Genomic DNA, 12,444 nt, shown 5'->3' on the forward strand with positions numbered 1-12,444 from the left:
GCAAGTAATTCGGCGCAAGCCACAAGCTTTAAACCGATAACCAAACTTTTGAACGAAGGTAATCATGGCAAAAGGTAAATTCGAGCGGACCAAGCCGCACGTGAACGTGGGCACGATCGGTCACGTTGACCACGGCAAGACCACGCTGACGGCAGCGATCACGACGGTTCTCACGCAGAAGTTCGGCGGCGAAGCGAAGGCGTACGACCAGATCGACGCAGCGCCGGAAGAAAAGGCGCGCGGTATTACCATCAACACCGCGCACGTCGAGTACGAAACGGCTAACCGCCACTACGCACACGTCGACTGCCCGGGCCACGCCGACTACGTGAAGAACATGATCACGGGCGCCGCGCAGATGGACGGCGCAATCCTGGTGTGTTCGGCTGCTGATGGCCCGATGCCGCAAACGCGTGAGCACATCCTGCTGGCCCGTCAGGTTGGCGTGCCGTACATCATCGTGTTCCTGAACAAGTGCGACATGGTGGACGACGCCGAGCTGCTCGAGCTCGTCGAAATGGAAGTGCGCGAACTGCTGTCGAAGTACGACTTCCCGGGCGACGACACCCCGATCATCAAGGGTTCGGCCAAGCTGGCGCTGGAAGGCGACAAGGGCGAGCTGGGCGAAGTGGCGATCATGAACCTGGCCGACGCGCTGGATTCGTACATCCCGACGCCGGAGCGTGCAGTTGACGGCGCGTTCCTGATGCCGGTGGAAGACGTGTTCTCGATCTCGGGTCGCGGCACGGTGGTGACGGGTCGCGTCGAGCGCGGCATCGTCAAGGTCGGCGAGGAAATCGAAATCGTCGGTATCAAGCCGACGGTGAAGACGACCTGCACGGGCGTGGAAATGTTCCGCAAGCTGCTCGACCAAGGTCAGGCAGGCGACAACGTCGGTATCCTGCTGCGCGGCACGAAGCGTGAAGACGTGGAGCGCGGCCAGGTTCTGGCCAAGCCGGGTTCGATCACGCCGCACACGCACTTCACGGCTGAAGTGTACGTGCTGAGCAAGGACGAAGGCGGCCGTCACACGCCGTTCTTCAACAACTACCGTCCGCAGTTCTACTTCCGTACGACGGACGTGACGGGCTCGATCGAGCTGCCGAAGGACAAGGAAATGGTGATGCCGGGCGACAACGTGTCGATCACGGTCAAGCTGATCGCTCCGATCGCCATGGAAGAAGGTCTGCGCTTCGCAATCCGCGAAGGCGGCCGTACCGTCGGCGCCGGTGTCGTGGCGAAGATTATCGAGTAAGATATCGGGCTTGCTCGATTGAACTCGAAGTAAAGCAGTAGCAGTATCGACCGGGACCGGGCGTTCGCTCTCCGCGAGCGCTCGGTCCCACGCTCTTTTGCCAATGTGCGGTGCAATACCGCCTCGCTCTTTTCAAGGAATCGTCATGCAGAACCAGAAAATCCGCATTCGTCTGAAGGCTTTCGACTATCGCCTGATCGATCAATCGGCAGCCGAGATCGTCGACACGGCGAAGCGGACTGGCGCGATCGTTCGTGGCCCGGTGCCGCTGCCGACGCGTATTCAGCGTTTTGACATCCTGCGTTCGCCGCATGTCAACAAGACGTCGCGCGACCAGCTCGAAATCCGTACCCACCAGCGCCTGATGGACATCGTCGATCCGACGGACAAGACCGTCGACGCGCTGATGAAGCTCGACCTGCCGGCAGGCGTCGACGTCGAAATCAAGCTGCAGTAAGTCCAAAAGCTCCGCTGGCGTGCCAGACGGAGCTAAGTCTTTGATTGCTTGCAGGATTCGAAAAGCCTTGTTATACTCCAAGGCTTTTCGCGCCTATGCGCATGCAAAGGCGCAAGAAAGTGGTGCAAGAATAGCCGACCCAGTTTCTCGTAACGAAGCCGGCATTTGTAAATCAGCCCCGACCAATCGCAGTTGGGAATGGAGAAAACGATGAGCCTTGGACTCGTAGGTCGCAAGGTTGGCATGACCCGTATCTTCACGCCTGAGGGGGATTCGATCCCCGTCACCGTGCTGGACGTGTCGGACAACCGCGTGACGCAGATCAAGACCGTTGAAACGGATGGTTATACCGCCGTTCAGGTTGCATTCGGTACTCGTCGCGCATCGCGCGTGACGAAGCCGTTGGCGGGCCACCTCGCCAAAGCCGGCGTTCAAGCCGGTGAAATCCTCAAGGAATTCCATATCGATGCGGCCAAGGCAGGTGAACTGTCGAATGGTGCCGTCGTCGGTACGGATATTTTCGAAGTCGGCCAGAAAGTTGACGTGCAAGGCACGTCGATCGGTAAGGGCTACGCCGGTACGATCAAGCGCTACAACTTCGCTTCGGGCCGCGCATCGCACGGTAACTCGCGTTCGCACAACGTTCCGGGTTCGATCGGTATGGCGCAGGATCCGGGCCGCGTGTTCCCGGGCAAGCGCATGACCGGTCACCTCGGTGACGAGACCGTCACGGTCCAGAATCTCGAAATCGCCCGCATCGACGCTGAGCGCAATCTGCTGCTCGTCCGCGGTGCTGTTCCGGGTGCGAAGGGTGGCAAGGTCTTCGTGATCCCGGCCGTCAAGACGCGTGCTGTGAAAGGAGCGAAATAATGGAACTTAAGCTCCTGAATGCCAATGGTCAGGAAGGCGCTGGCGTGAACGCATCGGACGTCGTGTTCGGTCGCGATTACAACGAAGCCCTGATTCACCAGGTCGTCGTCGCTTATCAGGCGAACGCACGTAGCGGCAACCGCGCGCAGAAGGACCGCGAGCAGGTCAAGCACACCACCAAGAAGCCGTGGCGTCAGAAAGGTACGGGCCGCGCTCGTGCCGGTATGTCGTCGAGCCCGTTGTGGCGCGGCGGTGGTCGCATCTTCCCGAATTCGCCGGAAGAAAACTTCTCGCACAAGGTCAACAAGAAGATGCATCGCGCGGGTCTCCGCTCGATTTTCTCGCAGTTGGCTCGCGAAGGCCGTATCGCCGTGGTCGAAGACTTCGTGCTCGAAGCCCCGAAGACCAAGCTGCTGGCCGAAAAATTCAAGGCAATGGGTCTCGACTCCGTGTTGGTCATCACCGATACGGTCGACGAAAACCTGTACCTCGCGTCGCGCAACCTGGCCCACGTGGCGGTTGTCGAGCCGCGTTACGCCGACCCGCTCTCGCTGATCTACTTCAAGAAGGTTCTGATCACGAAGGCTGCGGTCGCTCAGATCGAGGAGTTGCTGTCATGAGCGAGATTCGCAAAAACGATCATCGTTTGATGCAAGTTCTGCTCGCGCCGGTGATCTCCGAAAAGGCGACGCTGGTTGCCGACAAGAACGAACAAGTCGTGTTCGAAGTCGCGCCGGACGCCACGAAGCAGGAAGTCAAGGCTGCTGTCGAGCTGCTGTTCAAGGTCGAAGTCAATTCCGTCAACGTGCTCGTCACGAAGGGCAAGGCAAAGCGCTTTGGCCGCTTCAACGGCAAGCGCAAGGACGTGAAGAAGGCGTACGTCTGCCTGAAGCCCGGCCAGGAAATCAACTTTGAAGCGGAGGCCAAGTAATCATGGCAATCGTGAAAGTTAAGCCGACCTCGCCGGGTCGCCGCGCGATGGTCAAGATCGTCAACAAGGATCTGCACAAGGGCAAGCCGCACGCAGCGCTGCTCGACACGCAATCCAAGTCGGCGGGCCGTAACAACAACGGCCGTATCACCACGCGTCACCAAGGTGGTGGTCACAAGCAGCACTACCGTATCGTCGATTTCCGTCGCAACAAGGATGGCATTCCGGCGAAGGTCGAACGTCTCGAGTACGACCCGAACCGTAGCGCGAACATCGCGCTGGTTCTGTACGCAGACGGCGAGCGTCGCTACATCATCGCGCCGAAGGGCGTGGCGGTCGGCGCGCAACTGATGTCCGGTTCGGAAGCGCCGATCCGCGCAGGAAACGCTCTGCCGATCCGCAATATCCCGGTCGGTACCACGATCCACTGCATCGAAATGCTGCCGGGCAAGGGCGCGCAGATCGCGCGTTCGGCTGGTACGTCGGCAATGCTGCTGGCGCGCGAAGGCGTCTACGCTCAAGTGCGTCTGCGTTCGGGCGAAATCCGCCGCGTGCACGTCGAGTGCCGCGCAACGATCGGTGAAGTCGGCAACGAAGAGCACAGCCTCCGTCAAATCGGTAAGGCCGGTGCGAACCGCTGGCGCGGTATCCGTCCGACGGTGCGTGGTGTTGCAATGAACCCGGTCGATCACCCGCACGGCGGTGGTGAAGGTAAGACGGCTGCAGGTCGCGATCCGGTGAGCCCGTGGGGCACGCCGACGAAGGGTTATCGCACCCGCAGCAACAAGCGCACGACGACGATGATCGTCCAGCGCCGTCACAAGCGTTAAGGAGTAGGCAATGACACGTTCTGCTAAAAAAGGTCCGTTCTGCGACGCTCATTTGCTGAAGAAGGTTGAGGCGGCTGCATCGACGCGTGACAAGAAGCCGATCAAGACCTGGTCGCGTCGTTCGACGATTCTGCCGGACTTCATCGGTCTGACGATCGCTGTTCACAACGGTCGCCAACACGTTCCGGTGTACGTCACGGAAAACATGGTCGGCCACAAGCTTGGCGAGTTCGCACTGACCCGTACGTTCAAGGGTCACGCGGCCGACAAGAAGGCCAAGAAATAAGGGGCAATCAAGATGGAAGTGAAAGCAATTCATCGCGGTGCCCGCATCTCGGCGCAGAAAACGCGCCTTGTGGCTGACCAGATTCGTGGTTTGCCGGTCGACAAGGCGCTGAACGTCCTGACGTTCTCGCCGAAGAAGGCGGCGGGTATCGTCAAGAAGGTCGTGCTGTCTGCGATCGCGAATGCGGAACACAACGAAGGCGCCGACATCGACGAGCTCAAGATCACGAGCATCTACGTCGACAAGGCTGCTTCGCTGAAGCGTTTCACCGCACGCGCAAAGGGTCGTGGTAACCGCATCGAGAAGCAATCCTGTCACATCACTGTGACGGTCGGGAATTAAGGAGCCAACGATGGGACAGAAAATTCATCCGACTGGCTTCCGTTTGGCCGTCAGCCGCAATTGGGCTTCGCGCTGGTATGCGAACAACAACAATTTCGCGGCGATGTTGCAGGAAGACATCGGTGTTCGTGAATACCTGAAGAAGAAGCTGAAGAACGCTTCGGTTGGTCGCGTCGTCATCGAGCGTCCGGCGAAGAACGCGCGCATCACGATTTACAGCTCGCGTCCGGGCGTTGTCATCGGCAAGAAGGGCGAGGACATCGAATCGCTGAAGGCTGAACTGCAGAAGCGCATGGGCGTTCCGGTTCACGTCAACATCGAAGAGATTCGCAAGCCGGAAACGGACGCGCAACTGATCGCCGATTCCATCACGCAGCAGCTCGAGCGCCGGATCATGTTCCGCCGTGCGATGAAGCGCGCGATGCAAAACGCGATGCGTCTTGGTGCACAAGGCATCAAGATCATGAGCGCGGGTCGTCTGAACGGTATCGAAATCGCTCGTACCGAGTGGTATCGCGAAGGTCGCGTGCCCCTCCATACGCTGCGTGCGGATATCGACTACGCGACGTCCGAAGCGAAGACCACGTACGGCATCATCGGCGTGAAGGTGTGGGTCTACAAGGGCGATACCCTGGGCCGCAACGAAGCGCCGGTCGTGGAAGAAGTGGCGGAAGAAAAGCGTCCGCGCCGCAACGCACGTCCGGGTGGCGATCGCCGTCCGCGCCGTGACGGTGAAGGCGCTCCGGGCGGCGCGCGTCGTGGCGCACCCCGTCGCGCTGGCGGTGACGCGAAGACTGGAGAATAACGATGCTGCAACCGAAACGCAGAAAGTATCGCAAAGAGCAGAAAGGTCGTAACACCGGTAAGGCGACGCGCGGCAACGCGGTGTCGTTCGGTGAATACGGTCTGAAGGCTATCGGTCGCGGCCGTTTGACCGCGCGTCAAATCGAAGCGGCGCGTCGTGCAATGACGCGTCACATCAAGCGTGGCGGCCGGATCTGGATCCGTATCTTCCCGGACAAGCCGATTTCGCAAAAGCCGGCCGAAGTGCGTATGGGTAACGGTAAGGGTAACCCTGAGTACTACGTCGCTGAAATTCAACCGGGCAAGATGCTGTACGAAATGGACGGTGTCTCCGAAGAACTGGCGCGCGAAGCGTTCCGTCTGGCGGCAGCCAAGCTGCCGCTCAAGACGAACTTCGTGGTCCGTCAGCTCGGCGCCTAAGGAGTAAATGATGAAGGCAACTGAACTTCGCCAAAAAGACCAGGCCGCGCTCAACAAGGAGCTGTCGGATCTGCTCAAGGCGCAATTTGGCTTGCGTATGCAGCTCGCGACCCAGCAGCTCACGAACACGAGCCAGCTGAAGAAGGTCCGTCGCGACATCGCACGCGTGCGTACCGTCATGACCGAGAAGGCGAACCAGAAATGAACGATAGCGTAAAAACCTCGCTCAAGCGGACGCTGGTCGGCAAGGTCGTCAGCAACAAGATGGACAAGACGGTCACCGTGCTGGTCGAGCACCGCGTGAAGCATCCGATCTACGGCAAGTACGTCGTGCGTTCGAAGAAGTACCACGCGCATGACGACGCGAACACGTACAACGAAGGCGATCTCGTCGAAATCCAGGAAACTCGTCCGATTTCGAAGACGAAGGCTTGGGTTGTGTCGAAGCTGGTTGAAGCGGCTCGCGTGATCTAAAGCTGAAGTTGTAGTGCCGCGATGCTGTAAGTAGTTGTATCGCAGTAAGTTTCGCTTGCAAGACCGGGATTATTTGTTATAATCTCGGTCTTCCCTCTTTGTGGGAGCCCCGTCGCGGGCGAAATTGGTGGGGGAAGCCGGTTCGGGCGCTAGCCTGAGTCGACAGATTCACCGGATTGCGATGGCGGGTTTCGTCTGCCGTTGCTGCCTGTTCTAACCCAAGCAGCCATTTGGCTGACGGGACCAAGACTGACCGGCTGTGCCATGGTGGTGCAATCGGATTAAGTTGGGAAAGATAAACCATGATCCAGACCGAAACTCGGCTTGAAGTGGCCGACAACACGGGTGCGCGTGAAGTCATGTGCATCAAGGTGCTCGGCGGCTCGAAGCGTCGTTACGCAAGCATTGGCGACATCATCAAGGTGACCGTCAAGGAAGCGACGCCGCGCGGACGCGTGAAAAAGGGCGAAATCTACAACGCCGTGGTCGTTCGTACGGCCAAGGGCGTGCGTCGCCAGGATGGCTCGCTCATCAAGTTCGACGGCAATGCCGCCGTTCTGCTGAACACGAAGCTCGAGCCGATCGGCACGCGTATTTTCGGGCCGGTTACGCGTGAACTGCGTAGCGAACGATTCATGAAGATCGTTTCGCTCGCTCCGGAAGTGCTGTAAGGAGTCGCGATGAACAAGATTCGCAAGGGTGACGAAGTCATCGTCACCACCGGCAAGGACAAGGGCAAGCGCGGCACCGTGCTGGCCGTTGCGGACGACCGTGTCACCGTCGAGGGCATCAACCTCGTCAAGAAGCACGTGAAGCCGAACCCGATGAAGGGTACGACGGGCGGTGTGGAAGCCAAAACGATGCCGCTGCATATTTCGAACGTCGCATTGGTCGACGCGAATGGCAAGGCATCGCGTGTGGGCATCAAGGTCGAAGACGGCAAGAAGGTTCGCTTCTTGAAGTCGACCGGCGCCACGCTTAACGCCTGACGCGGAGTTAAAAAATGGCTCGTCTGCAAGAGATTTACAAAGAAAAGGTTGTGCCGGAACTGGTTGAAAAGTTCGGCTACAAGTCGATTATGGAAGTGCCGCGCCTCACCAAGATCACCCTGAATATGGGGCTTGGCGAAGCCGTCGCTGACAAGAAGGTGCTTGAGCACGCCGTTGGTGACCTCACGAAGATCGCGGGCCAAAAGCCCGTCATCACCAAGTCGCGCAAGGCAATCGCTGGTTTCAAGATCCGCGAAGGCTACCCGATTGGCACGATGGTTACCCTGCGTGGCAATGCCATGTACGAATTCCTGGACCGTTTCGTGACGGTTGCGCTGCCTCGCGTGCGCGACTTCCGCGGTGTGTCGGGCAAGGCGTTCGACGGCCGTGGTAACTACAACATCGGTGTGAAAGAGCAAATCATTTTCCCCGAAATCGACTACGACAAGATCGACGCGCTGCGTGGGCTGAACATCAGCATCACGACCACCGCGAAGACCGACGAAGAAGCAAAGGCATTGCTCGCCGGCTTCAAGTTCCCGTTCAGAAACTGAGGTTACCGTGGCTAAACTGGCACTGATCGAACGTGAAAAGAAGCGCGCGCGCCTGGCAGCCAAGTACGCTCCGAAGCGTGCTGAGCTGAAGGCTGTGATCGACGACGCAAGCAAGTCGGACGAAGAGCGTTACCTCGCGCGTCTGGCACTGCAACAACTGCCGCGTAACTCGAACCCCACTCGCAAGCGTAACCGCTGCGCGATCACGGGTCGTCCGCGTGGCACGTTCCGCAAGTTCGGACTCGCACGCGGCAAGATTCGTGAAATCGCTTTCCGCGGCGAAATCCCTGGCCTGACCAAGGCGAGCTGGTAATAGGAGAAACATAAATGAGCATGAGTGATCCTATCGCCGATATGCTGACTCGCATCCGCAATGCGCAGATGGTCGAGAAGGTTTCGGTGACTATGCCCTCGTCGAAAGTCAAGGTTGCGATTGCGCAGGTTTTGAAGGACGAAGGTTATATCGACGACTTCGCAGTCAAGTCGGAAGGTGCGAAGACGGAATTGAACATCGCGTTGAAGTACTACGCTGGCCGTCCGGTTATCGAGCGCCTCGAGCGCGTATCGAAGCCCGGTCTGCGCGTGTACCGCGGTCGCAATGACATCCCGACCGTGATGAACGGCCTGGGCGTTGCAATCGTGTCGACGCCGAAGGGTGTGATGACCGACCGCAAGGCGCGCCAGAACGGCGTCGGTGGCGAAGTCATCTGCTACGTCGCTTAACGCCTAAGGAGAAGAAACATGTCTCGAGTAGGTAAAAGCCCGATCGCGCTGCAAGGCGCGGAAGTGGCCATCAAGAGCGACGTCATCACCGTGAAGGGTCCGCTCGGCACGATCTCGCAACCGGTCAACAAGCTGGTTGCCGTGACGAACGAAGACGGCACGTTGAAGCTGGCTCCGACGGATGAAAGCCGCGAAGCGAACGCGATGTCCGGCACGATGCGCGCCCTCCTGGCGAACATGGTGCAAGGCGTCACCAAGGGTTTCGAGCGCAAGCTGACGCTGGTTGGCGTCGGTTATCGTGCGCAAGCGCAAGGCGACAAGCTGAACCTGTCGCTGGGTTTCTCGCACCCCGTGGTGCACCAGATGCCGGAAGGCGTCAAGGCTGAAACCCCGTCGCAGACCGAAATCGTGATCAAGGGGATCGACAAGCAGAAAGTCGGACAGACCGCAGCAGAAGTGCGCGGCTATCGTCCGCCCGAGCCGTACAAGGGCAAGGGCGTGCGCTATTCCGACGAGGTCGTGATCCTCAAAGAAACGAAGAAGAAGTAAGGGTGCGCAATCATGGATAAGACTCAATCTCGCCTGCGCCGCGCTCGTCAGACGCGTATCAAGATCGCTGAGCTGCAGGTTCCGCGTCTGGCCGTGCATCGCACGAATACGCATATCTACGCGCAAGTGTTCTCGGCATGCGGCACGAAGGTCGTGGCAAGCGCCTCGACGCTGGAAGCTGAAGTGCGCGCTGAACTGGCCGACAAGTCGGGCAAGGGCGGCAACGTCAACGCCGCGACCTTGATCGGCAAGCGTATCGCCGAAAAGGCCAAGGCTGCCGGCATCGAATCCGTCGCCTTTGACCGCTCGGGTTTCCGCTACCACGGCCGCGTGAAGGCGCTGGCTGATGCGGCGCGTGAAGCCGGGCTCAAGTTCTAAGGGAAGAATTCGTCATGGCAAAGATGCAAGCGAAAGTTCAGGCTGACGAACGCGACGACGGCCTGCGCGAAAAGATGATTTCGGTCAACCGCGTGACCAAGGTCGTGAAGGGTGGCCGTATTCTCGGCTTCGCCGCACTGACCGTGGTTGGCGACGGTGACGGCCGAATCGGCATGGGCAAGGGCAAGGCCAAGGAAGTTCCGGTTGCCGTTCAAAAGGCAATGGAGCAGGCCCGCCGCAACATGTTCAAGGTGCCCCTGAAGAACGGCACGCTGCAACACGAAGTGCACGGCAAGCACGGCGCATCGGCGGTTCTCCTCGCTCCGGCGAAGGACGGTACCGGCGTGATCGCTGGCGGCCCGATGCGCGCAGTGTTCGACGTGATGGGCGTTCAAAACGTTGTGGCCAAGAGCCACGGTTCGACGAACCCGTACAACCTCGTTCGTGCGACGCTGGACGGCCTGCGCAAGCAGTCGACCCCGGCAGACATCGCTGCGAAGCGTGGTAAGTCCGTCGAAGACATTCTGGGCTAAGGTGGTCACCATGTCTGAAAAAACTGTCAAGGTTCAGCTCGTCAAGAGCCTGATCGGGACCCGCGAATCGCACCGCGCAACGGTGCGTGGCCTCGGCCTGCGTCGCCTGAACTCGGTTTCCGAGCTGCAGGACACGCCGGCAGTGCGCGGGATGATCAACAAGGTCTCGTACCTCGTTAAGGTCATCGCCTAAGCGCGACCTACGGATCCAAGGAGTTGAACATGGAATTGAATAACCTGAAGCCGGCGGAAGGCGCGAAGCACGCTAAGCGTCGCGTCGGTCGCGGTATCGGTTCGGGCCTCGGCAAGACCGCTGGCCGCGGCCACAAGGGTCAGAAATCGCGTTCGGGCGGCTTTCACAAGGTCGGCTTCGAAGGCGGTCAGATGCCTCTGCAGCGTCGTCTGCCGAAGCGCGGCTTCACCTCGCTGACGAAGGAATTCGTCGGTGAAGTGCGCCTGGCTGATCTCGAGAAGCTGCCGGTCGACGAAATCGATCTGTTGGCGTTGAAGCAAGCGGGTCTGGTCGGCGAGCTCATCAAGAGCGCGAAGATCATCAAGACCGGCGAGATCACGCGCAAGGTCACGGTGAAGGGCCTGACGGCAACGAAGGGCGCCCGTGAGGCAATCGAAGCCGCTGGCGGCTCTTTCGCCGAGTAACGCGCTTTCGCCGTTACTAGCACTAGCATCGGAGAAGGTACTTGGCTAACAGCCCGAGTCTCGCAAAAACCGGTCGAAGCGCGGCGAAATTCGGCGATCTGCGCCGGCGTGCAGTGTTCCTGCTGCTTGCGCTGATCGTCTACCGCATTGGGGCGCATATTCCGGTGCCCGGCATCGATCCGGATCAACTGGCGAAGCTGTTCCAGAGCCAGTCGGGCGGCATCCTTGGCATGTTCAACATGTTCTCGGGTGGCGCACTGTCGCGGTTCACGATCTTTGCGCTGGGCATCATGCCCTACATTTCGGCGTCGATCATCATGCAGTTGCTGTCGATCGTGTCGCCGCAGATGGAGGCGCTGAAGAAGGAAGGGCAGGCGGGACAACGTAAGATCACGCAGTACACGCGTATCTTCACGGTGGTTCTGGCGACCTTCCAGGCGTTCGGTATCGCGGTCGCGCTGGAAAACCAGCCGGCTCTGGTGCTGGACCCCGGCATGGTGTTCCGGCTGACGACGGTCGTCACGCTCGTGACGGGCACGATGTTCCTGATGTGGCTCGGTGAGCAGATCACGGAGCGTGGTCTCGGCAACGGCATCTCGATCATCATCTTCGGTGGTATCGCAGCGGGTTTCCCGAACGCGATCGGTGGTCTGTTCGAACTGGTTCGCACCGGTTCGATGAGCATCATCTCGGCGATCATCATCGTGGTCTTGATCGCGGCGGTCACGTATCTGGTCGTGTTCATCGAACGCGGTCAGCGCAAGATCCTCGTGAACTATGCGAAGCGCCAGGTCGGTAACAAGATTTACGGCGGACAGTCGTCTCATCTGCCGCTGAAGTTGAACATGTCGGGTGTGATTCCGCCGATCTTCGCGTCGTCGATCATCCTCTTCCCGGCAACCATCCTGAACTGGTTCAGTTCGGGTACGCGCACCAACTGGTTCGCGAACACGCTGCACAACGTGGCCGAGGCGCTGAAGCCCGGTCAACCGGTGTACGTGCTGCTGTATGCGTTGGCGATCGTCTTCTTCTGCTTCTTCTACACCGCATTGGTGTTCAACAGCCGGGAGACCGCCGACAACTTGAAGAAGAGCGGTGCTTTCGTTCCGGGTATCCGTCCGGGCGATCAGACTGCACGATATATCGACCGCATCCTCACGCGTCTTACGCTGGCTGGTGCGATCTACATCCTATTCGTGTGCCTGCTGCCTGAGTTTCTGGTGTTGCGCTGGAACGTGCCGTTTTATTTTGGTGGAACGTCGCTGCTGATCATTGTCGTCGTCACGATGGACTTCATGGCTCAGGTGCAGTCGTACGTTATGTCGCAACAATATGAATCGCTGCTCAAGAAGGCAAACTTCAAGGGTGGCAACGTCCCGATGCGTTAATAAG

Annotated in this window: 23 protein-coding genes; all 23 read left to right on the forward strand. The window is 59.3% G+C overall.

Features of this window, described 5'->3' with window-relative positions:
- Positions 1-64: 64 nt before the first annotated feature.
- The 23 genes from tuf to secY all read left to right on the forward strand — a co-directional run bounded on the left by tuf (position 65) and on the right by secY (position 12,440).
- Positions 65-1,255, forward strand: a complete 1,191-nt coding sequence (gene tuf / locus BG60_RS23810) for an elongation factor Tu (protein WP_008343820.1) — start codon at positions 65-67, stop codon at positions 1,253-1,255.
- A gap of 145 nt (positions 1,256-1,400) precedes the next feature.
- Entirely contained in the window at positions 1,401-1,712 is a 312-nt protein-coding gene (gene rpsJ / locus BG60_RS23815; RefSeq protein ID WP_006998489.1) for a 30S ribosomal protein S10, read from the forward strand.
- A 210-nt stretch (positions 1,713-1,922) separates the two neighbouring features.
- A complete protein-coding gene (rplC, locus tag BG60_RS23820) occupies positions 1,923-2,582 on the forward strand; it encodes a 50S ribosomal protein L3 (protein WP_034473127.1) in 660 nt (219 codons plus the stop codon).
- Positions 2,582-3,202: a 50S ribosomal protein L4 gene (gene rplD, locus BG60_RS23825; protein WP_008343845.1), complete on the forward strand. Its 621-nt coding sequence runs from the start codon at positions 2,582-2,584 to the stop codon at positions 3,200-3,202. Before rplC ends, rplD begins: the two co-directional genes overlap by 1 nt.
- A complete protein-coding gene (gene rplW / locus BG60_RS23830) occupies positions 3,199-3,513 on the forward strand; it encodes a 50S ribosomal protein L23 (RefSeq protein WP_008343846.1) in 315 nt (104 codons plus the stop codon). The genes rplD and rplW overlap by 4 nt, the downstream gene beginning before the upstream one ends.
- Positions 3,514-3,515: 2 nt before the next feature.
- Positions 3,516-4,343 carry a 50S ribosomal protein L2 gene (rplB, locus tag BG60_RS23835; RefSeq protein WP_008343849.1) on the forward strand — a complete coding sequence of 276 codons (828 nt, stop codon included), beginning with the start codon at positions 3,516-3,518 and terminating at the stop codon, positions 4,341-4,343.
- Between the two features lie 10 nt (positions 4,344-4,353).
- Positions 4,354-4,629 (forward strand): 30S ribosomal protein S19, encoded by a 276-nt coding sequence (gene rpsS, locus BG60_RS23840; protein ID WP_008343850.1) that lies wholly within the window; start codon positions 4,354-4,356, stop codon positions 4,627-4,629.
- A gap of 12 nt (positions 4,630-4,641) precedes the next feature.
- Entirely contained in the window at positions 4,642-4,971 is a 330-nt protein-coding gene (rplV, locus tag BG60_RS23845; protein ID WP_007730533.1) for a 50S ribosomal protein L22, read from the forward strand.
- Positions 4,972-4,981: 10 nt separating this feature from the next.
- Positions 4,982-5,776, forward strand: coding sequence for a 30S ribosomal protein S3 (rpsC, locus tag BG60_RS23850; RefSeq protein WP_008343851.1), 795 nt, complete (start codon positions 4,982-4,984; stop codon positions 5,774-5,776).
- 2 nt (positions 5,777-5,778) lie between these two features.
- Positions 5,779-6,195, forward strand: coding sequence for a 50S ribosomal protein L16 (rplP, locus tag BG60_RS23855; RefSeq protein ID WP_008343852.1), 417 nt, complete (start codon positions 5,779-5,781; stop codon positions 6,193-6,195).
- 10 nt (positions 6,196-6,205) lie between these two features.
- Positions 6,206-6,400, forward strand: a complete 195-nt coding sequence (rpmC, locus tag BG60_RS23860; protein ID WP_008343853.1) for a 50S ribosomal protein L29 — start codon at positions 6,206-6,208, stop codon at positions 6,398-6,400.
- The gene (gene rpsQ / locus BG60_RS23865) at positions 6,397-6,669 is read left to right on the forward strand and encodes a 30S ribosomal protein S17 (protein WP_008343854.1); all 273 of its coding nucleotides are present in this window, start codon (positions 6,397-6,399) and stop codon (positions 6,667-6,669) included. The genes rpmC and rpsQ overlap by 4 nt, the downstream gene beginning before the upstream one ends.
- 302 nt (positions 6,670-6,971) lie before the next feature.
- A complete protein-coding gene (gene rplN, locus BG60_RS23870) occupies positions 6,972-7,340 on the forward strand; it encodes a 50S ribosomal protein L14 (protein ID WP_006998478.1) in 369 nt (122 codons plus the stop codon).
- Between the two features lie 9 nt (positions 7,341-7,349).
- Positions 7,350-7,658 (forward strand): 50S ribosomal protein L24, encoded by a 309-nt coding sequence (gene rplX / locus BG60_RS23875; protein WP_008343860.1) that lies wholly within the window; start codon positions 7,350-7,352, stop codon positions 7,656-7,658.
- A 14-nt stretch (positions 7,659-7,672) separates the two neighbouring features.
- Positions 7,673-8,212: a 50S ribosomal protein L5 gene (rplE, locus tag BG60_RS23880; protein WP_008343862.1), complete on the forward strand. Its 540-nt coding sequence runs from the start codon at positions 7,673-7,675 to the stop codon at positions 8,210-8,212.
- Between the two features lie 7 nt (positions 8,213-8,219).
- Positions 8,220-8,525, forward strand: coding sequence for a 30S ribosomal protein S14 (gene rpsN, locus BG60_RS23885; protein WP_008343864.1), 306 nt, complete (start codon positions 8,220-8,222; stop codon positions 8,523-8,525).
- Between the two features lie 14 nt (positions 8,526-8,539).
- Positions 8,540-8,935, forward strand: a complete 396-nt coding sequence (gene rpsH, locus BG60_RS23890) for a 30S ribosomal protein S8 (protein WP_008343866.1) — start codon at positions 8,540-8,542, stop codon at positions 8,933-8,935.
- A gap of 18 nt (positions 8,936-8,953) precedes the next feature.
- Positions 8,954-9,484, forward strand: coding sequence for a 50S ribosomal protein L6 (rplF, locus tag BG60_RS23895; protein WP_008343868.1), 531 nt, complete (start codon positions 8,954-8,956; stop codon positions 9,482-9,484).
- Between the two features lie 12 nt (positions 9,485-9,496).
- Complete coding sequence (gene rplR / locus BG60_RS23900) at positions 9,497-9,862, forward strand: 50S ribosomal protein L18 (protein WP_008343872.1); 366 nt, start codon at positions 9,497-9,499, stop codon at positions 9,860-9,862.
- 14 nt (positions 9,863-9,876) lie between these two features.
- On the forward strand, positions 9,877-10,395 hold the full coding sequence (gene rpsE / locus BG60_RS23905) for a 30S ribosomal protein S5 (RefSeq protein WP_008343875.1): 519 nt from the start codon (positions 9,877-9,879) through the stop codon (positions 10,393-10,395).
- Positions 10,396-10,405: 10 nt separating this feature from the next.
- Positions 10,406-10,588, forward strand: a complete 183-nt coding sequence (gene rpmD / locus BG60_RS23910) for a 50S ribosomal protein L30 (protein ID WP_006400644.1) — start codon at positions 10,406-10,408, stop codon at positions 10,586-10,588.
- Between the two features lie 29 nt (positions 10,589-10,617).
- Complete coding sequence (gene rplO, locus BG60_RS23915) at positions 10,618-11,052, forward strand: 50S ribosomal protein L15 (protein ID WP_008343934.1); 435 nt, start codon at positions 10,618-10,620, stop codon at positions 11,050-11,052.
- Between the two features lie 41 nt (positions 11,053-11,093).
- Entirely contained in the window at positions 11,094-12,440 is a 1,347-nt protein-coding gene (secY, locus tag BG60_RS23920) for a preprotein translocase subunit SecY (protein ID WP_034473111.1), read from the forward strand.
- Positions 12,441-12,444 lie beyond the last annotated feature (4 nt).

The organism is Caballeronia zhejiangensis (assembly GCF_000698575.1).
In the GTDB taxonomy this organism is placed as follows: Bacteria; Pseudomonadota; Gammaproteobacteria; order Burkholderiales; family Burkholderiaceae; genus Caballeronia; species Caballeronia zhejiangensis.